This is a genomic window from Streptomyces sp. S.PNR 29 (genome assembly GCF_030386795.1).
GTDB lineage: Bacteria > Actinomycetota > Actinomycetes > Streptomycetales > Streptomycetaceae > Streptomyces.
On sequence record NZ_JANUQM010000002.1, the window covers coordinates 666,975 to 688,640 of the forward strand.

The following is a 21,666-nucleotide window of genomic DNA, read 5'->3' on the forward strand; positions in this document are numbered from 1 at the left end:
CTACAACCGGTCTTTCCGGCCCGTAGGTTGAAGGACATGACGACGAACACGACTGTGACCACCGGTACTTCGGCCTCTCCCCGTGGGGTGGCCGCCGCACTGGCCGAACGCAACCGCCTCGACTTCGCCAAGGCCGCCCCCAAGGTCTTCCGCGCCATCGTCGGCTTCGACGCCGCCGCCCGCGAGGGCCTCGACCCGGCCCTCGTCGAGCTGATCCAGATCCGCGCCTCGCACCTCAACCACTGCGCGTACTGCCTTCACATGCACACCAACGACGCCCGCAAGGCCGGCGAGAGCGAGGACCGGCTGCACATGGTCGCCGTGTGGCGGGAGGCCCGGCACTTCTTCACCGAGAGGGAACAGGCGGCCCTCGCCCTCACGGAGGCGGTCACCCTGGTCGCCGACGACGGCGTCCCGGACGACGTCTACGCCGAGGCCGCGGCCCACTTCGACGAGCAGGAACTGGCGCACGTCCTGGCCCTGATCTTCACCATCAACACCTGGAACCGGCTGGCCCTGTCGACGGGGAAGGTGGCGGGCACGGACGAGCGACGCTAGGCCTGTCAGGTCCTGGTTCCCGGCTAGACCGTCATCGGCCGGTCGTACGGTCCTATCGGTGCCGGCAGCCGCGTGGCACCGCCGGACAGATAACGGTCGACGGCCGCCGCCACGGCCCTCCCCTCGGCGATCGCCCACACGATGAGGGACTGCCCGCGGGCGGCGTCCCCCGCGGCGAACACGCCGGGCACGTTCGTGGCGAACCCGGCGTCCCGCGCGACCGTGCCGCGCGGCGTAAGCCCCAGCCCCAGCTGGTCGACGAGTCCGTCCTCCCGGTCGGGCCCCGAGAAGCCGAGGGCGAGCAGCACGAGGTCGGTGGGCAGCGTCCGGCCGGTGCCCAGCAGCGGGCGGCGCAGCGAGTCCACCTCGACCAGGTGAAGCTCCTGGACGTGGCCCTCGGCGTCGCCGGTGAAGCGGAGCGTGGACGCCGCGAACAGCCGCGCGTCCGCGTCCGCCGCCGGCGCGGTCCGCAGATCGCGCGCCTCCTCGTGCGCGGCCGACAGCCGGTAGAGCCGTGGATACGTCGGCCAGGGATCGGTGTCCTCGTCGCGTTCCGTGCCCGCCTGGGCGTAGATGTCCAGCTGGGTCACGGACGCGGCCCCTTCCCGCACCGCCGTGCCCAGGCAGTCCGCGCCCGTGTCACCGCCGCCGACGATGACGACATGCTTCCCGGCGGCGGACAGCGGGGAGCTCTCCAGGTCGCCCTCGCAGACCCGGTTGGCCAGCGGCAGGTACTCCATCGCCTGATGGATCCCGGCCAACTCCCGCCCCGGCACGTCCAGTTCCCGCCAGGCGGTCGCTCCCGTGGCGATCACGACGGCGTCGTAGCGGGCCCGCAGCTCCTCGGCGCCGATGTCCCGCCCGACCGCCGTCGACGTACGGAACTTCGTCCCCTCGGCCCGCATCTGCTCGATCCGCCGCTCCAGATGGTGCTTCTCCATCTTGAACTCGGGGATGCCGTACCGCATCAGCCCGCCGATCCGGTCGTCCTTCTCGTACACGGCGACCGTGTGTCCGGCGCGGGTCAGCTGCTGTGCCGCGGCGAGTCCGGTCGGCCCCGACCCGATCACCGCGACCGTCCGCCCGGACAGCCGTTCCGGCGGGCGTGGCGGCGTGAAGCCCTCCTGCCAGGCCCTGTCGGCGATGGCGCACTCGACGTTCTTGATGGTGACCGCGGGCTGGTTGATGGCGAGCACACAGCCCGCCTCGCACGGCGCCGGGCACAACCGGCCCGTGAACTCGGGGAAGTTGTTCGTGGCGTGCAGCCGGTCGCTCGCCGCCCGCCAGTCGTCGCGGGAGACCAGGTCGTTCCACTCGGGGATCAGGTTGCCGAGCGGGCAGGCTTCATGGCAGAAGGGGATGCCGCAGTCCATGCAGCGGTCGGCCTGCTTGTTGATGATGGGCAGCAGCGCTCCCGGGACATACACCTCGTTCCAGTCCCGGACGCGCTCCTCGACGGGCCTGCGAGGCCAGTCCTGGCGCGGGGTGGTCATGAAACCCTTGGGATCGCCCATGGCCGTCTTTCCTTGCGTACGCGTGCGTGGGGCAGGCCGTGCGTCGTCGGGCGGCACTCTCCCGGCCACGATACGTCCAGCGGCCCCTCAGGCAGAGACCCGGACAGCGCTTTCTCGCAGGTTGGGACAGGGTGTGACGCTTGTGCGGATTCGGCGTGCGGCCTTACGTGAGAGCCAGTACGTACGCCACCGCCGCCGCGGCCGAGGCGACCGCGCGGGCGTGGTTCCACATGGTCCACTCGCGGACGTAGGCGGGCCAGTACGACGCCGCCTCCGGCGTGCCGGGGTCCAGGCGGAGCAGGACGTCGTTGCGCGGCACGTTGGCGACCATGGTCAGCCCGAACGACCCGAACAGATACAGCCCGCTGCCCACCAGCAGCTCGACCGTGCCCTGCTCCGGCCACAGCACGAACGTCACCACAGCGATCACCGCGCACAGCACCGCCGTCCCGGCGAACACGACCATGAACGCCGGCATCACCGCGGCCACATTGATCGCGTTCATCGCGGCGACGCCCTGGGCGGGCGGCAGCGCGGCGAGCCCTCGCATGACGAAGGTCGAGAAGGCGCAGAAGACCCCGGCCACCAGACCGGTCCCGAGCACACCCAGCACCGTCAGTACGAAGTACGGCCCATCGATCATGTCAACGTCTCCCGCCCGTCGAGCCGAGATCCTGCCCGGCGCCGCCCGTCACCACAAGTGAAATCCTGTACGACCACGGTGACCGTGGCTCTTGCCTCTCCCTTGGCCCTCTCAGCCCGCCTCCCTGCCCACCCCCTCCGCCCGCCATCCCCGCAGCACCGTCTGCACCATCGCCGCGATCCGCCGCCGCGCCTCGTGGCGGGGCACCCCGCTCATCAGCAGCTGGTCGTACGGCGTGTCCAGATGCCGTACGGACGCCACGACCGCCGATGTCACCGCCCCCTCGGTGAGTGCCCGCCCCGCCGCGCTGCGGCCGACCCGCCCGCTGCCCCGCACGGAGGCGTGGGCGGCGATCGCCTGCGCCCGGTCGGCCGGGCAGCCGGGGAACAGCCGCCGGATCTCCGTCGCGAACGCGTCGGTGAACCGCAGGTCCTCCGCCGCCCGCCGCCGCGCGTCCCGCACCCGGCGTCGCCGCCGTGCCTCGGCGTCCGCCAGGCACCGCTGCTCGGCCCGGGCGAGCGCCGCCTCCTCGACCAGCACGCCCTGCCGCTCGTACCGGCCCCGGCGCCGGTTGAACCGCACCACCACCGCCGACAGGGCGCTCTCCTCCCGTGACCTGCGCGTCAGCGCGGTGTCGCCGCGTGGCAGGAACACCAGATGCCCGAGGTCGGCACAGTCGAGACACCGTGGCGTGCCGTCTTCGACGACGAGCAGCGGCAGTGGCCCGCCCCGGCACTCCGCGCAGTGCCGCCGCTTGAGCGGCTGGACGACGACAGGTCCGGTGCCCGACGGGGAGGATGCGGGAGCTGCCATGAACGGTTCATTCCCCTGGCGGGGGCGCACCCCACTCATCCCCGCTCGGTCACCGCTTCGGCCCCCGGCCCGCGCTGCCCGACCCCGAGCTCCGGCGCCCGCGGACGGTTCCGCGTCGGCGTCCGGATCTCGTCGAGCACCGCCACGGCCCGGTCCGTGTACGACAGGCCAGGTGCCCGTCGGGCACCCGCTCGCCGCCGAGGCGGTACCGCCCGTACCGCCGCCCGGCGTTCTGACCGGTGGCTGACGCATCATGGGCCCTGTGCGACTCGAAGCGATCACCTGGGACCGGCTCGGCGACCTGCTCGCAGAGCGCCTGCTCGACCTGGAGCCGGCCGACGGCAGTCCCTGGGCGCGCATCGCCTTCGACGGCGCTCCCGCCGCACGCCCGGGCGACCTGGCCGAGCGTGTCAGTGAGGCACTGCGCATACACGGCCGCCCCTCGCTCGTCGTGGGCACGGACGGCTTCCTGCGGCCCGCCTCCCTCCGCCTGGAGTACGGCCGCCAGGACGTCGAGGCGTACTACAGCGGTTGGTACGACACCGGCGCACTCTGGCGCGAGGTCTTCGGCCCCCTCGAACCCGGCGGCGACGGACGCGTGCTGCCCGACCTGTGGGATCCGGTCACCGACCGCGCCACCCGAAGCGCCTACGTCCACCTCCCGCCCGGCGGCGTCCTCCTCCTGCACGGTCCCTTCCTCCTGCGCCACTGGTTCCCCTTCGACCTCAGCGTTCACGTGCTCCTCTCCTCGGCCGCACTGCGCCGCCGCACTCCTGAGGACGAGCACTGGACCCTCCCTGCCTTCGAGCGCTACGAGCAGGAGACCGACCCGGCCCGAACCGCCGGCGTCCTGGTGCGGGCCGACGACCCGCGTCATCCGGCGTGGAACGGCTGACCCCGGAGAAATGTCAAAGCCCTTTTATATGCGCGTGCATGTAACTAGCCTGTAGCCATGATGACCTCCTCGACCTCCGAGACCTCCGCGACGTCCTCCACGTCCCCCGCGTCCCCCACGTCTCCCTCCGTCTCCTTCGACGACACGGTTCGCGCCCTCCTCGACGGCAAGAACTTCGCCAGCGTCGCCACCCTCGGCCCCGACGGCTCCCCCCAGAACTCGGTCGTCTGGATCAAGCGCGAGGGCGACACCGTGGTCTTCTCCTCCACCGACGGGCGTCAGAAGGTGCGCAACCTCCGCCGTGACCCCCGCATCAGCCTGTCGGTCTTCGACCTCGCCAATCCCTACACCTCGGTCGAGATCCGCGGCACCGCCGAGATCCTCCCGGACGAGGGCAAGCGACTCCCGTACGAGCTCGCGCACAAGTACCTCGGCATCGACCCGCCCGCCGAGAAGGACGACGAGGTCCGCGTGATCATCCGCGTCGTGCCGCGGAAGATCGTGGGTTTCTCCGCCTGAACCTCCCGGGCGCCCCGCCGCCGGGAGCCCCGGGTGCATGGGCCGGGCGCCGCGGCGAGAATGTAGGCGCCGGGACCAGCGGTGCGTCCCGCGCCGCGTCGGCCGTCCGGCAGCCGGGAGGTACGACATGACCACCGCCCGAGACATCATGCACCGTGGCGTCCAGTGGATCCCCGCCCACGAAACCCTCGACCGCGCCGCCCAGCTGATGCACGAGCTGGGTGTGGGGGCCCTGCCCATCAGTGACCGGAACGAACGGCTCTGCGGCATCCTCACCGACCGCGACATCGTCGTGGGCTGCGTGGCCATGGGACACGACCCGTCCAAGGTCACCGCGGGCGACATGGCCAAGGGCACACCGCGCTGGATCGACGCGGACGCCGATGTCGGCGACGTACTCCACGAGATGCAGGAGCACCAGATCCGCCGGCTCCCCGTCATCGACAACAAGCGCCTGGTCGGCATGATCAGCGAGTCCGACCTTGCCCGGCACCTGACGGAGGACCAGATCGCGACCTGGGCGGAGAGCGTCTACGCCAGGAGCACGACCCGCTGACCCGGTCCGGCCCGCATGCGTGCCTCAGAGCCAGCCGTTGCGCCGGAAGCCCCGGTACAGCGCCAGGCAGGCGACGGATATGACGCCGATGACCATGCCGTAGCCGTACCGCCAGTGCAGCTCCGGCATGTGGTCGAAGTTCATCCCGTACACCCCGCACACCATCGTCGGAACGGCGACTATCGCGGCCCAGGCCGTGATCTTCCGCATGTCCTCGTTCTGCGCCACCGTGACCTGGGCGAGGTGTGCCTGCAGGATCGAGTTGAGCAGCTCGTCGAACGCTGCGATCTGCTCCGTGGCCCGCAGCAGGTGGTCGCGGACGTCGCGGAAGTAGGCCTGTATCTCGGGGTCCACCACCCGGATCGGCCGGGTGGCCAGATCCTCCAGCGGACGGCCCAGGGGCACCACTGCCCGCTTCAGTTCGAGGAGCTCTCGCTTGAGCTGGTAGATGCGGCCCGGGTCGGCCCGCGCGCCGGCCTCCGCGAACACGTCCGTCTCCACCTGGTCGATGTCCGCCTGCACCGAGTCGATGACGGTCAGATAGTCGTCGACCACATGGTCCGCGATCGCGTGCAGCACCGCGGACGGCCCCTTGGCGAGCTGCTGGGGATCGGACTCCAGCTCCTCGCGCAGCGGGCCCAGCGAGCCGTGCCGTCCGTGCCGCACCGTGATCACGAAGTCCTGGCCGACGAACACCATGATCTCGCCGGTGTTCACCACCTCGCTCGTGGCCGTGAGTTCCTCGTGCTCGACGTAGCAGACGGTCTTGAACACCGCGAAGAGCGTCTCGCCGTACCGCTCCAGCTTCGGGCGCTGGTGGGCCTCGATCGCGTCCTCGACCGCCAGTGGGTGCAGGTCGAAGAGATCGGCGATGCCCGCGAACTCCTGGTCGGTCGGCTCGTGCAGACCGAGCCAGACGAAACCGTCACCTCGCTTGCGCACCCGCTCCACGGCGTCGACCAGATCACCGTCCGCCGGGGCGCGAACGCCCTCCCGGTAGGTCACGCAGTTCACCACCGAGGAACCCAGCGGGGAGCGGGCAGGGTGACTCAGGTCGACCCGCGGTCGCCGCCGGGCCAGCCGAGCCACCTTGCGGAGGCCACCGACCGTGCCGAGGCTCGTGACCTTCCGCAGATTCCCTGCCATGGACATCCTGGATCTCCTTGCGTGGACCCCTTCGCAGCACCGCGCTCCTGCGCCTTGGCGCGCCAGTCTGCCAGGTCGGCGTGAGCAGCGGGTAAGCCTGTGGAAACGGAAGATTCCGCTTTGTTCCCGCCTGTGGACGGACGGTCCTGCCCCTCGCCGGACAGGAGATCCGGGGTCGCGACGCCCAGACCCGGGCCGACGGGCCCGCCCGGCGCCGAGCCACGGCCGCTGCGCAGCGACCGCCGCCGACGGCTCCGCGCACCGGAGCGTCGACCCCTCGCGATAAGCGGGGCAACTGGGATGATCGCGGCATGACGCGAACCGACGGGTATCTCCTCGACAACCGGCAGACCGAGGCGGCAGAACGCTTCGACGCCTTCGCCGACCTGTTCGACCCCACGACGTTCCGGCACCTCACGGCCCTCGGCGTCGGACCCGGCTGGCGCTGCTGGGAGGTCGGGGCCGGCGGCACCTCCGTGGTCTCCTGGCTGGCCAAGAAGGTCGGCCGGACCGGACGGGTCGTCGCCACCGACATCGACACCTCACGGGTCGTCCCTGCCGCCCGTCCGCCGGTCGAGGTACGCGTGCACGACGTGGGCGCGCACGAACCGCCGGGGGAGGACTTCGACCTGGTGCACGCCCGCCTCGTCCTCGTCCATGTGCCCGACCGGGAGCGGGCGTTGCGGTCGATGGTCACATCCCTGCGCCCCGGCGGACGCATCCTGGTCGAGGACGCCGATCCCGCACTGCAGCCCCTGTCCTGCCCCGACCAGCACGGCCCCGAGCAGCAACTGGCGAACCGGCTGCGGAACGGCTTCCGCCAACTGCTCGCCGACCGCGGGGCCGACCTCGCCTTCGGCCGCAGACTCCCCCGTCTGCTGCGCGATGCCGGCCTGAGCCGGGTGCAGGCCGACGCCTACTTCCCGCTCACCTCGCCCGCCTGCGCTGCCCTGGAGTTGGCCACGATCCGCCAGATCCGCGACCAACTCGTCACCGCGGGACTCGCCACGGACCAGGAGATCGACCGGCACCTGGCCAACGTCGCGTCCGGGTCCCTGGACCTCACGACGGCTCCGATGATCTCGGCGTGGGGACGCAAAGCGTAGGACGCGTACCGGTCTCGACCGGTCGCCGTCAGCCTGGTCTGCCGCCCACCCGTTGCACCGCCAGCGCTCCGGCCCGGCAGCCCTGCGCCGCCGCCTCCTCGGGTTCGGCGCCCGCGAGCAGGGAGGCGAGGAACGCGCCCGTGAAGGCGTCGCCGGCGCCCGTGGTGTCCCGGGGCGTCACCCGGGCGGCGGGAACGCGGGCGCACACGATGCCGGACCGGGCCACCAGCGCACCCTCCGCCCCCTGCTTGGCGACCACGAGCGGGACATGCCGGCTCAGCTCGGCCGCCGCGTCCGCCGCGTCCGGCAGCCCCGTCAGCAGGCAGGCCTCGTCACGGCTGGGCAGCAGGACGTCCAGCCCGTCGGCGAGGGACAGGAAACGGCCGACGCCCAACTCCGCGAGGAAGCCCGCCGACGCCGGATCGAGGCTCACCGGCACTCCACGCGCGCGTGCCGCCTGCAGGGCGACCGCCACCAGCGCGCGGCTCGGTTCGGAGAACAGGAGGTAGCCGGACAGGTGCAGCCACGCCACACCGTCGAGCAGCGTGTCGGACCAGTCACCGGGTTCCAGCCGCAGTGACGCGCCGCTGTCCGTGAGGAACGTCCGCTCGGCCGAGGCGCCCGTGTCGACCAGGCAGATCACCGTCCCGGTCGGCGCCTCGGGATCGACGACAAGGAAGGGGCGTACCCCGCAGGCGGCCAGGTCCCGCTCGTGCCGGCCCGCCGCGTCCGCGCCCACCCGCCCGAGCAGCCGCACCTCCGGGCAACCCCGATGGGCGGCCCAGCAGGCCACGTTGGCGCCGGCGCCGCCCGGCAGCGTCCGGATCACGGCAGCCGTGTCGGTGCCCGTGGCGAGCGGCCCGCGGTGCCGGGCCACGACGTCCGTGACGACGTCCCCCACGACCAGCAGCGCGCCGCCCGGCCCCACCTCACGCCCCGGTCCAGGCCGCCGCGATCCGCCCCGCCAGCCGTACGTTGCCGCGCACCGCCGCGAGATTGGCGCTCAGCGAGGCCCCGTCGGTGTGCCGTACCAGGTAGTCGAGCAGGAACGGCGTGACCGCCTGGCCGGAGATCCCCTCCGCCTCGCACGCGTGCAGCGCGTCGGCGAGCACGCGCGCGTGCAGCCCGGGATCCAGCTGCTCCTCCTCGGGGACCGGATTGGCGACGATCAGCGCCGATGCGGGCACACCGAGCGCGTCCTGCGCCCGCATGACCCCCGCCACCTGCTCCGGGGTGTCCAGCGTCCAGTCCACCGGATGTCCCGAGTCGGACAGATAGAAGCCGGGAAAGCGGTCCGTGCCGTATCCGGCCACCGCGACACCCAGCGTCTCCAGACGCTGCAGGGTCGCCGGCACGTCCAGAATCGACTTCACGCCCGCGCACACCACCGTGATCCGGGTGCGCGCCAGCAGGCCCAGGTCGGCCGACTCGTCCTGCGTCACCGTCCACTCCCGGTGCACCCCGCCCAGCCCACCGGTCGCGAACACACGCACCCCGGCCAGGGCCGCCAGCAGCGCGGTCGCCGACACCGTGGTCGCCCCGCTCGCCCCGGAGGCCACCGCGAGCGGCAGGTCGCGATGGCCCAGCTTGCGGATGCCGTCCTCGTTGGCGACCCGCTCCAATTGCTCCTTGTCCAGGCCGACATGCGGCCGCCCCTCCAGCACGGCGATCGTCGCCGGCACGGCTCCCTCCTGCCGTACCGTCTGCTCCAACTCCAGTGCCACCTGCAGATTCCGCGGACGCGGCAGCCCGTGCGCGATGATCGTGGACTCCAGGGCCACCACGGGGCGACGCGCGTCGACCGCCTCCCGCACCTCTTGCGACACCACCAGCACCACGCGCCTGCCTCCTGTCTGTCGGCTCTCCCTCATCTCTGGCGGGCGGCGCACCCGGTCAAACCCTTGCGGCCCGTGGGGGATGGCATGAGCCTGGGGGACATGACGGACAACACGCCACGTCTCGACCACGTCGTCCTCTGGGTGCGCGACCCGCTCGCCTCGGCCGACTTCTACGAGAAGGCGGTCGGGATGGAGCCCCTGCGCGTCACCGAGTTCGCCGCGGGGACCGTCTCCTTCCCCTCCGTGCGCCTCAACGACGAGACCATCTTCGACCTCGCACCGCTCACCCTCGCGGAGCACATGACCATGGTCCCCGGCGCCGCCGACAGCGCGGGCCATCCCGTGAACCACGTCTGCCTGTCCCTGTCGGCGGACGCCTTCCAGACGCTGCGCAGCCGCCTGGAAGAACGGTCGGTCCCCGTCTCGGACTACCTGTACGACTCCTACGGCGCCCGTGGCCTGGCCAGGCGCAGCTTCTACTTCCGCGACCCGGACGGCAACGTCTTCGAGGCCCGCCACTACGAGTAGCCAGGGCACCGGGCTCCCAGAGCCGTCGCCTCCGCATCCGAGCCCGGGGCATGCGTGTGCGAAACCCCCAGGACACGCATGCCCCGAACTCTCAGAACAACGGCTCGGGCAGCACGCCCTCCAGCGCGAGCAGCTTCCGCTTGGTCTCCAGGCCGCCCCCGAACCCGCCGATCCCGCCGCCGCTCTCGACGACCCGGTGGCAGGGGACGACGACCGGCAGCGGGTTGGAGCCCATCGCCGTCCCCACGGCCTGCGCGGCGCCGGGCTGGCCGACCCGCCCGGCGAGATCGCCGTAGCCGACGACCGTGCCGTACGGAACACCCGCGGCCAGTTCCCGCAGCACCTCACGGTTGAAGCCCGTGATCAGCGACCAGTCCAGCGGCAGGTCGAAGTCGTGCCGCTCACCCGCGAAGTACGCCTGGACCTGCCGTATCGCCTCGGCCAGCAGCGGGGAGCCGGGCGCCTCGACGGGCCGCGTGCCCAGCCGGGACGCGAGGTGGTCGAGCGCCCTGTCACGCACCTCGTCCGTGGCGTGGAACACGACGTTGACCAGGCCCTCGCGGGTCGCGGCCAGCAGCAGTGGGCCGATGCCGGTGCCGACAACGGTCCACACGACCTGCTGCTCGTACTGCCCATGGCTGCTCATGCGCCCACCGTACGACCTGCCACTGACAACGCCCGGACGGCGAACCCCGGCCACTCCCCGGCCCGGCGGGGTCATTCCTCGCGCAGCGCGTCCCGCACCACGTCGGGCCGGTTGGTGATGATGCCGTCGACGCCGTACCCGGCGACCCGCCGGGCGGCGTCCGCGTCGTCGACGGTCCAGGTGAGGACCTGCAACGGCCTGCCGTGCGGCCCCTTGAACGCGTGGACGGTGGAGACATAACCCAGCGAGAGGGAGCGGTACGACGGATTGATCTGGTCGGCGAAGCGCGCGTAAGCGGGCAGGTCCGCCACGGACGGCGTACCGAGGAAACCGGTCCTGACGGCCGGCTTCAGGTCGTGCACGGTCCGCAGGCTGTCCGCGCTGAAGCTCTGCACGATCAGCCGGCTCGCCACATGCCGCCGGTCGAGCCACCCCTCGTTGCCGAGAACCTTCAACGCCTGCTGCTCGATGCCGGGGTACAGCTCGGGATTCTTGATCTCCAGGAGCAGCTTCTGGTGATGGTGCTCCACACGCTCCACGTACTGCTTCAACGCCGGCACGCGCGCGCCCGCGAAGGCGGGACCGAACCAGCTCCCCGCGTCCAGCCGCGCGATCTCGGCGGCCGTGAAGTCCTTCACCTTCCAGGGCGCCCGGCCGGGAAAGACCTCCTCGACATCCGTGGTGCGCTGCAGGTTGTCGTCGTGCAGGACGACGAGCTCGCCGTCCTTGGTGCGCTGTACATCGTTCTCCACCCAGCGGATGCCCAGCTCGGCCGCCTTGTCGACGGCCGCCAGGGTGTTCTCGGGCGCGTACCCCGAGGCGCCGCGGTGCGCGATGATCCAGGGCTGCTCACCGCTGTCGACGGCCTGGACGGGTGAGGTGGGAAGCAGGAGCGTGGCGGTTCCAAGGAGCGCGGTGGCCGTGGCCGCAACTGCGCGCGCATGCATGCGTACTCCTCGCGTCGAGCTATCACGGACAGCTCAACTGTGACAGCAGAGAGTCAACGACAGAGGGGTACAGGATGGCCACACAATGAATGGAGTTGCCCAAGCGTGCTCACTCGGGCCGCACAACTGGGGCAAGGCCGTGATTCTTTGCCGGAAAGTCGTTCGACCATTCCGGTGGGAGTCATACTCTGCCTCAACCCCGACCGCTCGTGCGGTCCTGGGAGGGGGCGCACATCAGGGAAATCCACGACGCACGAGGGCGGAAGGGCAGCCGCGCATGCAAGGCACGGTCGACGGATTCAGCTACGGACTCGTCACACCGCTGGTGGCCTACCTCATGGCCTGCCTCGGCGGGGCCCTCGGCCTGCGCTGCACCACCAGGTCCATGCTGGTCGCCCAGTCCTGGCGCCCCGGATGGCTCGCCCTCGGCTCGGCGGCGATCGGCTCCGGCATATGGACCATGCACTTCATCGCGATGATGGGGTTCACGGTCAGGGGCACGCCGATCCACTACGACAAGCCGATGACGTTCGCGAGTCTGGCCGTCGCCATCGTCATGGTGGGCATCGGGATCTTCATCGTCGGCTACCGGGGCGCCAGGGGAACAGCCCTGTTCACCGGAGGAACCATCACAGGCCTGGGCATCGCCTCGATGCACTACCTGGGCATGGCCAGCATGCGCCTCGACGGAAAACTCGAATACAACACGCTCACCGTCGCCGCGTCCGTCGCCATAGGCATGGCCGCCGCCACCGCGGCCCTGTGGGCGGCCGGGCAGATCAGGGGCTTCCTGTGGAGCGTGGGCGCGAGTCTCGTCATGGGACTCGCCGTCAGCGGCATGCACTACACCGGCATGGCCGCCCTCACGGTCCACCTGCACGGCACGGCCGAGCCCTCGTCGGGCGAATCGCCCGCCGCCCTGCTCGCGCCCATGCTGATCGGCCCGCTCGCCTTCCTGCTCCTCGCCGGCGTCGTGGTGCTGTTCGACCCGATGATGGTCATGGGCAAACCCACCTGGACCCCCACCGAGCACAAACCGGGCATCCCGGCCCACACCATCGCCCACCACCCGTCCCACGGGCCTCAGCTCCGCACCCGCCGGAGCCTCGGGCACCACTCCCGCACCCCGCAGAACCGCTGATCAGACCCGGTTGTCAGTGGGGGGTCGTACCGTGGATTCCATGCGGCCCGTTTCCCACATCGAACGCACGGTGGCGCCCTTCGAGGTCGTCAGCCCCTACCAGCCGAGCGGCGACCAGCCGCAGGCCATCGCCGAGCTCGCCCGGCGCATCGACGCCGGTGAGAAGGACGTCGTGCTGCTCGGCGCGACCGGCACCGGCAAGTCCGCGACCACCGCGTGGATGATCGAGAAGCTCCAGCGCCCCACCCTCGTGATGGCGCCGAACAAGACGCTGGCCGCCCAGCTGGCGAACGAGTTCCGCGAGCTGCTGCCGAACAACGCCGTCGAGTACTTCGTCTCGTACTACGACTACTACCAGCCCGAGGCGTACGTCCCGCAGTCGGACACCTACATCGAGAAGGACTCCTCGATCAACGAGGAGGTCGAACGCCTGCGTCACTCGGCGACCAACTCGCTGCTCACCCGCCGCGATGTCGTCGTGGTCGCCTCGGTCTCCTGCATCTACGGCCTCGGTACTCCGCAGGAGTACGTCGACCGCATGGTCACCCTCAAGGTCGGCGAGGAGATCGACCGGGACGAGCTGCTGCGGCGCTTCGTGGACATCCAGTACACGCGCAACGACATGGCGTTCACCCGCGGCACCTTCCGGGTCCGCGGCGACACCATCGAGATCTTCCCGGTCTACGAAGAACTCGCCGTCCGCATCGAGATGTTCGGCGACGAGATCGAGGCCCTCTCCACCCTCCACCCCGTCACCGGGGAGATCCTCAGCGACGACCAGCAGCTGTACATCTTCCCGGCCTCCCACTACGTCGCGGGCCCCGAGCGCATGGAACGGGCCGTCAACGACATCGAGAAGGAGCTGGGCGAGCGCCTGGCCGAGCTGGAGAAGCAGGGCAAGCTCCTGGAGGCCCAGCGTCTGAGGATGCGGACGACGTACGACATCGAGATGCTCCGCCAGATCGGCACCTGCTCCGGCGTGGAGAACTACTCGATGCACTTCGACGGCCGCTCGCCCGGCTCCCCGCCGAACACCCTGCTCGACTACTTCCCGGACGACTTCCTCCTCGTCATCGACGAGTCGCACGTCACCGTCCCGCAGATCGGCGCCATGTACGAGGGCGACGCCTCCCGCAAGCGCACCCTGGTCGACCACGGCTTCCGGCTGCCGTCCGCCCTGGACAACCGCCCCCTCAAGTGGGAGGAGTTCCAGGAGCGCATCGGGCAGACCGTCTACCTGTCGGCGACCCCGGGGCCTTACGAGCTCTCCCGCGCGGACGGAGCCGTCGAGCAGATCATCCGCCCCACCGGTCTCGTCGACCCGGAGGTCGTCGTCAAGCCCACCGAGGGCCAGATCGACGACCTGGTGCACGAGATCCGGGCGCGCGTCGAGAAGGACGAGCGTGTCCTCGTCACCACCCTCACCAAGAAGATGGCCGAGGACCTCACCGACTACTTCCTGGAACTCGGCATCCAGGTGCGCTATCTGCACAGCGACGTCGACACCCTGCGCCGTGTCGAGCTGCTGCGTGAGCTGCGCTCCGGCGAGTTCGACGTCCTGGTCGGCATCAACCTCCTGAGGGAGGGCCTCGACCTGCCCGAGGTGTCCCTGGTGGCGATCCTCGACGCGGACAAGGAGGGCTTCCTGCGCTCCGGCACCTCCCTGATCCAGACCATCGGCCGCGCGGCGCGCAATGTCTCCGGTCAGGTCCACATGTACGCCGACAAGATCACCCCGGCGATGGAGAAGGCCATCGAGGAGACCAACCGCCGCCGCGAGAAGCAGATCGCGTACAACAAGGCCAACGGCATCGACCCCCAGCCCCTCCGCAAGAAGATCAACGACATCGTGGCGCAGATCGCCCGCGAGGACATCGACACGGAGCAACTGCTCGGCTCCGGCTACCGCAAGTCGAAGGACGGCAAGGGCGCCAAGGCTCCCGTGCCCGCCCTCGGCGGCAAGGCGCCCAAGGCGGCCAAGGGCACCAAGCCCGCCAAGGGCAAGGCGGCGGAGACGGTTCCCACCGACCGTCCCGCGGCCGAACTCGCCGAGCAGATCGAGGAACTCACCGCCCGCATGCGGGCCGCCGCGGCGGACCTCCAGTTCGAGATCGCGGCCCGACTGCGCGACGAGGTCTCGGAGATGAAGAAGGAACTGCGCCAGATGCAGGAGGCGGGCCTGTCCTGACGGGCCCGCGCGGGCGCCGGTCCACCGGGACCGGCGCCGCCCATCCGTCCCGGTAACCCCGCCGGGCACGCGCTGTGTTGCAAGACCGACACAAAGTGCGGGCCTGGGTGCGTCACTGTCAGTACCCCTGCGTAGTGTTCAGGTCAACCGCGGGCTCCGCGGCAACAGGGGACAGCTTGAGAGGGGAATCAGCGCGTGACCGTCAACATGACCAAGGGTCAGGCCATCAGTCTGCAGAAGAACGACGGCGGCAGCCTGACCGCGGTGCGCATGGGTCTCGGCTGGCAGGCGGCTCCCCGGCGCGGCCTGTTCGGCTCGCGTACCCGGGAGATCGACCTGGACGCCTCCGCCGTCCTGTTCGCGGACAAGCAGCCGGTCGACGTCGTCTTCTTCCGTCACCTGGTGAGCGACGACGGCTCGGTGCGCCACACCGGTGACAACCTCGTCGGCGGTGTCGGCCAGGGCGACGACGAGGCGATCCTCGTGGACCTGGCGCGCGTGCCGGTCCACATCGACCAGATCGTCTTCACCGTCAACTCCTTCACGGGCCAGACCTTCCAGGAGGTGCAGAACGCGTTCTGCCGCCTGGTCGACGAGACCAACGGCCAGGAGCTCGCCCGCTACACGCTGGCCGGCGGCGGCGCCTACACGGCCCAGATCATGGCGAAGGTCCACCGGTCGGGCCCGGGCTGGACGATGACCGCCCTCGGCAGCCCGGCCAACGGGCGCACATTCCAGGACCTCATGCCGGCGATCCTGCCGGTCCTGTAAGGCGGACCGGCCCGCGCTCCCGCAAGACGTCGCCGCGAGCGGCACACGACACACACGAGTGACACAGGGGGACTGAGGCGATGACGGCCGAGCTGGTGCGGGGGCAGAACCACCCGCTCTCCCAGGCCCGTCTCGAGATCCGGGTCTCGGCCGGCACGCCGATCGTGACCGCAGCCACGCTCGGCGACGAGAACGGGAAGGTGCACGGCGTCGAGTGGGTGGCCCACCCGGGCTCACCTGTGCTGCCGGGCCTGGAGGTCTCCCGGCAGGCCGCCGCCGACCATCGCCTCGCGGTGGACCTGGACGCCGTGCCGGACGCCGTGCACCGCGTCAACGTGCTGCTCGCCCTGCCCGCCGCCGACGGGGGAGGCCCGGTCCGCTTCGGTGCCGTCGCCGCCCCCTTCGTCGCCGTCACCGGACTCGACGGCGCGGAGGTCGTCAGTTACACGATCACCGGCCTGGACACCGAGGCCGCCGTCGTCGCCCTGGAGCTCTACCGGCGGCAGGGCGCCTGGAAGGTGCGCGCCGTCGGTCAGGGGTACGCCGGCGGCCTCGCCGAGCTCTTCACCGACCAGGCTCTGCCCCAGGCCCGCGACCTGGCGGACAGCATCAACGACGCGGTGGCGCGCGGCCTGGCCCGCTCGGTGCCGCCGCCCCCGCCCCACACGGACGGCGACCGTTCCCGGCAGGCGGCCGCGCCGGCGCTCGGCCCGGACTCCAGCGGCGCCGCGCCCCAAGGCGCCCCGGGCCCCGTACCGCCGGTCCCTCCGTACGACCCGCAGCACGGCCCCCAGTCGCCCGGACAGCCCGCGCCGCAGTCGCCGTATCCGGGCGGTGCCGGGACGGGCGACTCCTCCGCCGTCACCCCGACGTCCGCGCCCACGGCCGGCGGCCCGGTCAACTACAGCCACCCCGGCCGCCAGACCGCCGCCCCGCCCCCGCCTCCGCCGACCGCGCCCCCGGCCCGGCCCGGACAGCCCGCACGGCCTGTCGCGGGCGACGCGACCGGCTGGTCCATGGACGAGCGGCTCTACAACCAGGTGTGGGGCATGTTCGAGGACCTGGCCCGCACCACGGCCGCCTACCGCAGCGCCGTCGACTTCGCCGACTCGCGCATGGAGAAGGAGCTCGACCAGGTCCTGTCCGACCCGCGCAGCCGGATCGGCGGACAGGGCGACGCGGCGCGCGAGGCAGCCCGCGCCCGGCGCACCCAGCTCGTCGCGCAGGCCAAAGAGGCGCTCGACCGGGACCTCGCCCAGCTCGTCGCCGAGTCCGAGGTGGTCGAGCCCGCGCTGCCCCTGGCGTACGCGCGCTGGGACAACCCTGTGTGGCAGGGCTACCGGGTGCCGATGGAGATACCCATGGCCCTGCGCCTGGGCGATCTCCATCTGCCCGAGGCCGCACAGATACGCATCCCGATGCTGGTCCGGCTGCCGCTGGAGCGCGGGCTGTGGATCGACAGCGGGCGTGCCGGATCGCTCGACGGCTCCTTCGCCGACTCGCACGAACTGCGGCGCCTCGCACTGGACACGGCGGTGGCGCACGCGGCCCGGCTGCTCGCCGTCTACCCGGCGGGCGAGTTCACCGTGCACGTCATCGACCCGGCCGGCTCGGGGGCACAGGCGCTGGCGCCGCTCGTGCAGACCGGTGTGCTCGCGGCTCCGCCCGCCCTCGGCGCCGCGGGCGTGGCGGATGTGCTGGCCCGGCTCACCCAGCGCGTCGACCTGGTGCAGATGGCGGTGCGCGGCGGTGCGGCCGACTCGCTGCCGCCCGGCCTCGACACCTCCGAGCAGCTGCTGATCGTCAACGACTTCCCGCACGGCTTCGACGACCGGGCCGTGAACCAGCTCCGCTACCTCGCCGACGAGGGCCCCGCCGTCGGCGTCCACCTGATGATGGTGGCCGACCGCGAGGAGTCCGCCGGCTACGGACCGTTGCTCGACCCGCTGTGGCGTTCGCTGCTGCGACTGACTCCGGTGCCGGACGACCACCTCGCCGATCCGTGGGTCGGGCATGCCTGGACGTACGAGCCCTCGCTCGTGCCGCCCGGCAGCCAGGTGCTCCAGCAGGTGCTGTCCCAGGTCGCCGCCGCCCGCCGTACGTGGAACCGCTGACCTCCGCCAGTACCAAGCATTCGTAAAGTCACCAAGCATCGGTAAAGCGCCACTGACCTGCACACTTGGCTCTTCCTTTGCCAAGCTCTTTACCTTTCCTTGGTGATTGGGGTACTGTTCTTCTCACGGAGGGGAGTACTCCCTGTCTGTTAGCGGCGTGCCCGTCAGTACGGATCCGTTCGGGTCCCGGGGCGTCGGCCTGCGGCTTCAGAGGCGCGCGATGCGCGGAAGCCCTGGTGGAAGAGACCTCCGGTTGTGACGACGACCTGTTTGCCGTGACGTACTGCCGGAGGCACTGTGGATGTTTCCCTGAACCTGTGGGTTCTCACCATCGTGGGCCTGTGTGCCCTGATCGCGGTCGATTTCTTCATCGGCCGCAAGCCCCATGACGTGTCGATCAAGGAAGCGGGGATCTGGACGGTCGTCTGGATCGCCCTGGCCGGTCTGTTCGGGCTCGGCCTGTTCGTCTTCGGCGGCGGCCAGCCCGCCGGCGAGTTCTTCGCGGGCTTCATCACCGAGAAGTCGCTCAGCGTGGACAACCTGTTCGTCTTCGTCCTGATCATGGCGAAGTTCGCGGTGCCCTCGCAGTACCAGCAGCGAGTGCTGCTCATCGGCGTACTGATAGCCCTGGTCCTGCGTGCCGTCTTCATCGCCGCGGGTGCCGCGATCATCGCCAGCTTCTCCTGGGTCTTCTACCTCTTCGGTGCCTTCCTGATCTGGACCGCCTGGAAGCTGATCGTGGAGGCCCGGGCAGAGGAGGAGGACGAGGAGTACGAGGAGAACAAGCTGCTCAAGGCCGCCGAGCGCCGCTTCGGCGTGGCCGACCGCTACCACGGCACCAAGCTGTGGATCCAGCAGAACGGCAAGCGCGTCATGACGCCGATGCTCGTCGTGATGCTCGCCATCGGCACCACCGACGTCCTCTTCGCGCTGGACTCGATCCCCGCGATCTTCGGTCTGACGCAGGACCCGTACATCGTGTTCACGGCCAACGCCTTCGCGCTGATGGGTCTGAGGCAGCTGTACTTCCTCATCGGGGGTCTGCTGAGGAAGCTGGTCCACCTGAGCTACGGCCTGTCGATCATCCTCGGCTTCATCGGCGTCAAGCTGGTGCTGCACGCGCTGCACGAGTCCGGGGTGCACGTCCCCGAGATCAGCATCCCCGTCTCGCTCGGCGTCATCTGCTCGGTCCTGATCGTCACCACGATCACCAGCCTGCGGGCCTCCCGGAAGCAGGCGGCCGAGGCGGCGCACGGGCAGAGCGAGGGTGCTGCGAAGGACCGCATCGACGTCTGACCACGTCGGGCGGAGACACAACGACCCCCGGGGGCGGTGCGCGGCGCAGTGCCGGTCACCGCTCCCTGGCGGTCGGTTCGTCGATGGCCGGCATCGATCTGACCATCCCGCCATCGCCCTGGCGTTCGTCTGAGCGTCATCCCGAAGCCGGCTCCGCCGCCGCCAGCGGCACCGGACGCGTCTCCGGCAGCAGCGCGAAGCACCCCAGACTGAGCAACGCGATCCCCGTCAGATACGCGCCCACACCCCAGGGCACCCGCCCGCCCTGCTCGGCAAGCGCCGTCGCCACGATCGGGGTGAGCGCACCACCGACAACTCCGCCGAGGTTGTAGCCGACGGCGGCGCCCGTGCAGCGCACCCGGGGCTCGTACAACTCCGGCAGATAGGCGGCGATCACCGCGAACATCGTGATGAAGGCGATCATCGCCCCCAGGAACCCGAGAAACATCAACAGCGGCGCGCCCGTCGCCAGCAGCGCGACCATCGGGAACATCCACAGGGCGGCGGCCCCGCACCCCGCCAGGCACATCGGCCGCCGCCCGTAACGGTCGCCGAACAGCGCCGCCAGTGGCGTCAGCGCGCCCTTCACCACCACCGCGGCCATGATGCAGACCAGCATCACACTGCGGCTCACCCCGAGCCGCTCCGTCGCGTAGGCCAGGGACCAGGTCGTCACGGTGTAGAAGATCGCGTACCCCACCGCGAGCGCCCCGGCGGTCAGCAGGACGAGCCGCCAGTGATCGCGCACGACCTCGGCCAGCGGCACACGCGCGTGGTCGTCGATTTCCAGGAAACTTGGGCTCTCCACCAGCGATGAACGCAGCCACAGCCCCACCACGGCCAGCACGCCCGCCATCCAGAACGGCACCCGCCACCCCCACTGCGCGAACTGCGCGTCGGACAGCGTCGCCGACAGCGCCAGCATCACACCGTTGGCGAGCAGGAAGCCCAGCGCGGGTCCCACCTGCGGAAAACTCGACCACAACGCGCGCCGTTCGGCGGGCGCGTGCTCCGCGGTCAGCAGCACGGCCCCGCCCCACTCCCCGCCGAGCCCCAGCCCCTGCAGGAAACGCAGCACGACGAGCAGCAGGGGAGCGGCCACACCGATCGTCCCGTACGTCGGCAGGCAGCCGACCGCCACCGTCGCCGAGCCCGTCAGCAACAGGGACGCGACGAGGACCGGCCGCCGCCCGCGCCGGTCCCCGATATGCCCGAAGAGCACCGAGCCCAGCGGCCGCGCCACGAAACCGACCCCGAACGCCGCGAAGGCGGCCAGTGTCCCCGCCAGGGGCGAGAACGTCGGGAAGAACAGCGGTCCCAGGACCAGCGCCGCCGCGGTCCCGTAGACGAAGAAGTCGTAGAACTCGATGGCCGTCCCGGTGAGCGAGGCGGCCGCGAGCCGCAGCATGGAGGGCGTCCTTACAGTGCGTACGTCGTGCATGCCGCGTCAACTACCCACGGTGATCGCGGGTTACGGGGGCGCGCGGAGGCAGTCGGTCCGTCAGTACGTGACGGTGATGCGCCGTGCGGGACCGTCGACATGCACCGTGCCCCCGTAGGGGAGGACCAGTTGGGGATCGGTGTGCCCGAAGTCCACGTCGAAGACGATCGTGGTGTCCGGAGCGTACATCCGCATGGCGCGCAGCACGGCCTCGCGCTGTTCCATCGCGTAACGGGCGCCCGCCTCGGGGCTGTTGGGGCGTTCGAAGGACCACGTCTTCGGGCGGGCCATCAACAGGGCGGAGAAACGCTGGAGGAGGCCGCGCTCGCCCATGTTCCGCAGCGTGCGATGAACATCGCCGCCCGCACGGACTCGGCGGTCAGACATGTCCATGAGGTCAGGGCTCGGCGTGCCGTCGGCACACCGTGATAAACCGGGTCTGAGCAGCGGTCCTCGACGGGCCGCCCGACCTCGAACGGACCGGAGGAACCGTGCCCCGCACCCTGGCCAACGCCCCGATCATGATCCTCAACGGCCCCAACCTGAACCTGCTCGGCCAGCGCCAGCCGGAGATCTACGGCTCCGACACGCTCGCCGATGTCCAGGCCCTGTGCGCCAAGGCGGCGGCCGCACACGGCGGCCTGGTGGACTTCCGTCAGTCCAACCACGAGGGTGAGCTGGTGGACTGGATCCACGAGGCGCGGCTGAACCACTGCGGGATCGTGATCAACCCGGGCGCCTACTCGCACACCTCCGTCGCCATCCTGGATGCGCTCAACACCTGCGACGGTCTTCCTGTGGTGGAGGTGCACATCTCCAACATCCACAAGCGGGAGTCGTTCCGGCACCACTCCTATGTCTCGCTGCGTGCCGACGGGGTCATCGCGGGGTGCGGGGTGCAGGGGTATGTGTTCGGCGTGGAGCGGGTCGCGGCGCTGGCCGGGGCGGGTACGGCGGACGCGTAAGCCCCGACCGCCTGATGCGCGGTCCTTACCACCGCGCCTCA

At 70.8% G+C, this 21,666-nt stretch carries 21 protein-coding genes and 1 pseudogene; 12 read left to right on the forward strand and 10 right to left on the reverse strand.

The window, feature by feature from the left end:
* The first annotated feature begins 36 nt into the window (after nucleotides 1–36).
* Nucleotides 37–558: a carboxymuconolactone decarboxylase family protein gene (locus NW895_RS07685; protein WP_289934566.1), complete on the forward strand. Its 522-nt coding sequence runs from the start codon at nucleotides 37–39 to the stop codon at nucleotides 556–558.
* 23 nt (nucleotides 559–581) lie between these two features.
* Here NW895_RS07685 and NW895_RS07690 read toward each other — a convergent pair whose 3' ends face one another.
* From NW895_RS07690 to NW895_RS07700, 3 genes are all read right to left on the reverse strand, one after another.
* A complete protein-coding gene (locus tag NW895_RS07690; RefSeq protein WP_289934567.1) occupies nucleotides 582–2,072 on the reverse strand; it encodes a glutamate synthase subunit beta in 1,491 nt (496 codons plus the stop codon).
* Nucleotides 2,073–2,235: 163 nt separating this feature from the next.
* The gene (locus NW895_RS07695) at nucleotides 2,236–2,715 is read right to left on the reverse strand and encodes an anthrone oxygenase family protein (protein ID WP_289934568.1); all 480 of its coding nucleotides are present in this window, start codon (nucleotides 2,713–2,715) and stop codon (nucleotides 2,236–2,238) included.
* Between the two features lie 111 nt (nucleotides 2,716–2,826).
* On the reverse strand, nucleotides 2,827–3,528 hold the full coding sequence (locus tag NW895_RS07700; RefSeq protein WP_289934569.1) for a DUF2293 domain-containing protein: 702 nt from the start codon (nucleotides 3,526–3,528) through the stop codon (nucleotides 2,827–2,829).
* A gap of 262 nt (nucleotides 3,529–3,790) precedes the next feature.
* Here NW895_RS07700 and NW895_RS07705 point away from each other — a divergent pair, with 262 nt between their 5' ends.
* The 3 genes from NW895_RS07705 (at nucleotide 3,791) to NW895_RS07715 (ending at nucleotide 5,498) form a co-directional block, all read left to right on the forward strand.
* A complete protein-coding gene (locus tag NW895_RS07705; RefSeq protein WP_289934570.1) occupies nucleotides 3,791–4,423 on the forward strand; it encodes a uridine kinase in 633 nt (210 codons plus the stop codon).
* 57 nt (nucleotides 4,424–4,480) lie between these two features.
* A complete protein-coding gene (locus NW895_RS07710; protein ID WP_289934571.1) occupies nucleotides 4,481–4,942 on the forward strand; it encodes a PPOX class F420-dependent oxidoreductase in 462 nt (153 codons plus the stop codon).
* Nucleotides 4,943–5,069: 127 nt separating this feature from the next.
* Nucleotides 5,070–5,498, forward strand: coding sequence for a CBS domain-containing protein (locus NW895_RS07715; protein ID WP_289934572.1), 429 nt, complete (start codon nucleotides 5,070–5,072; stop codon nucleotides 5,496–5,498).
* Nucleotides 5,499–5,522: 24 nt separating this feature from the next.
* Here the strand turns inward: NW895_RS07715 and NW895_RS07720 are convergent, their stop codons facing one another.
* Nucleotides 5,523–6,650 carry a magnesium and cobalt transport protein CorA gene (locus tag NW895_RS07720; protein ID WP_289934573.1) on the reverse strand — a complete coding sequence of 376 codons (1,128 nt, stop codon included), beginning with the start codon at nucleotides 6,648–6,650 and terminating at the stop codon, nucleotides 5,523–5,525.
* A gap of 305 nt (nucleotides 6,651–6,955) precedes the next feature.
* On the opposite strand from NW895_RS07720, the gene NW895_RS07725 reads away from it, so the two are divergent.
* Nucleotides 6,956–7,750, forward strand: coding sequence for a methyltransferase domain-containing protein (locus tag NW895_RS07725; RefSeq protein WP_289934574.1), 795 nt, complete (start codon nucleotides 6,956–6,958; stop codon nucleotides 7,748–7,750).
* A 28-nt stretch (nucleotides 7,751–7,778) separates the two neighbouring features.
* Here NW895_RS07725 and NW895_RS07730 read toward each other — a convergent pair whose 3' ends face one another.
* Together NW895_RS07730 and NW895_RS07735 are read right to left on the reverse strand one after the other, a co-directional pair.
* Nucleotides 7,779–8,678, reverse strand: coding sequence for a sugar kinase (locus NW895_RS07730; protein WP_289934575.1), 900 nt, complete (start codon nucleotides 8,676–8,678; stop codon nucleotides 7,779–7,781).
* A gap of 1 nt (nucleotide 8,679) precedes the next feature.
* The gene (locus NW895_RS07735; RefSeq protein WP_289934576.1) at nucleotides 8,680–9,588 is read right to left on the reverse strand and encodes a pseudouridine-5'-phosphate glycosidase; all 909 of its coding nucleotides are present in this window, start codon (nucleotides 9,586–9,588) and stop codon (nucleotides 8,680–8,682) included.
* Between the two features lie 99 nt (nucleotides 9,589–9,687).
* Here NW895_RS07735 and NW895_RS07740 point away from each other — a divergent pair, with 99 nt between their 5' ends.
* Entirely contained in the window at nucleotides 9,688–10,116 is a 429-nt protein-coding gene (locus tag NW895_RS07740) for a VOC family protein (RefSeq protein ID WP_289934577.1), read from the forward strand.
* Between the two features lie 91 nt (nucleotides 10,117–10,207).
* Here the strand turns inward: NW895_RS07740 and NW895_RS07745 are convergent, their stop codons facing one another.
* Nucleotides 10,208–10,762: a methylated-DNA--[protein]-cysteine S-methyltransferase gene (locus tag NW895_RS07745; RefSeq protein ID WP_289934578.1), complete on the reverse strand. Its 555-nt coding sequence runs from the start codon at nucleotides 10,760–10,762 to the stop codon at nucleotides 10,208–10,210.
* 71 nt (nucleotides 10,763–10,833) lie between these two features.
* Nucleotides 10,834–11,709 (reverse strand): glycerophosphodiester phosphodiesterase family protein, encoded by an 876-nt coding sequence (locus NW895_RS07750; protein WP_289934579.1) that lies wholly within the window; start codon nucleotides 11,707–11,709, stop codon nucleotides 10,834–10,836.
* Between the two features lie 277 nt (nucleotides 11,710–11,986).
* On the opposite strand from NW895_RS07750, the gene NW895_RS07755 reads away from it, so the two are divergent.
* The 5 genes from NW895_RS07755 to NW895_RS07775 all read left to right on the forward strand — a co-directional run bounded on the left by NW895_RS07755 (nucleotide 11,987) and on the right by NW895_RS07775 (nucleotide 19,219).
* The gene (locus NW895_RS07755; RefSeq protein ID WP_289934580.1) at nucleotides 11,987–12,850 is read left to right on the forward strand and encodes an MHYT domain-containing protein; all 864 of its coding nucleotides are present in this window, start codon (nucleotides 11,987–11,989) and stop codon (nucleotides 12,848–12,850) included.
* Between the two features lie 40 nt (nucleotides 12,851–12,890).
* Nucleotides 12,891–15,038, forward strand: a complete 2,148-nt coding sequence (gene uvrB, locus NW895_RS07760; RefSeq protein ID WP_289934581.1) for an excinuclease ABC subunit UvrB — start codon at nucleotides 12,891–12,893, stop codon at nucleotides 15,036–15,038.
* A 195-nt stretch (nucleotides 15,039–15,233) separates the two neighbouring features.
* Nucleotides 15,234–15,809 (forward strand): TerD family protein, encoded by a 576-nt coding sequence (locus NW895_RS07765; protein WP_289934582.1) that lies wholly within the window; start codon nucleotides 15,234–15,236, stop codon nucleotides 15,807–15,809.
* A gap of 80 nt (nucleotides 15,810–15,889) precedes the next feature.
* Complete coding sequence (locus NW895_RS07770) at nucleotides 15,890–17,923, forward strand: TerD family protein (RefSeq protein ID WP_289934583.1); 2,034 nt, start codon at nucleotides 15,890–15,892, stop codon at nucleotides 17,921–17,923.
* 297 nt (nucleotides 17,924–18,220) lie between these two features.
* Nucleotides 18,221–19,219 carry a TerC/Alx family metal homeostasis membrane protein gene (locus NW895_RS07775; RefSeq protein ID WP_289934584.1) on the forward strand — a complete coding sequence of 333 codons (999 nt, stop codon included), beginning with the start codon at nucleotides 18,221–18,223 and terminating at the stop codon, nucleotides 19,217–19,219.
* Between the two features lie 136 nt (nucleotides 19,220–19,355).
* On the opposite strand, the gene NW895_RS07780 is transcribed toward NW895_RS07775, so the two are convergent.
* Nucleotides 19,356–20,627: an MFS transporter gene (locus NW895_RS07780; protein WP_289934585.1), complete on the reverse strand. Its 1,272-nt coding sequence runs from the start codon at nucleotides 20,625–20,627 to the stop codon at nucleotides 19,356–19,358.
* Nucleotides 20,628–20,720: 93 nt separating this feature from the next.
* A pseudogene (locus NW895_RS07785) lies at nucleotides 20,721–21,017 on the reverse strand (LD-carboxypeptidase); the annotation flags it as partial.
* A gap of 134 nt (nucleotides 21,018–21,151) precedes the next feature.
* Between NW895_RS07785 and aroQ the strand changes: the two are divergent.
* Complete coding sequence (gene aroQ, locus NW895_RS07790) at nucleotides 21,152–21,625, forward strand: type II 3-dehydroquinate dehydratase (RefSeq protein ID WP_289934586.1); 474 nt, start codon at nucleotides 21,152–21,154, stop codon at nucleotides 21,623–21,625.
* The last annotated feature ends 41 nt before the right edge of the window (nucleotides 21,626–21,666 follow it).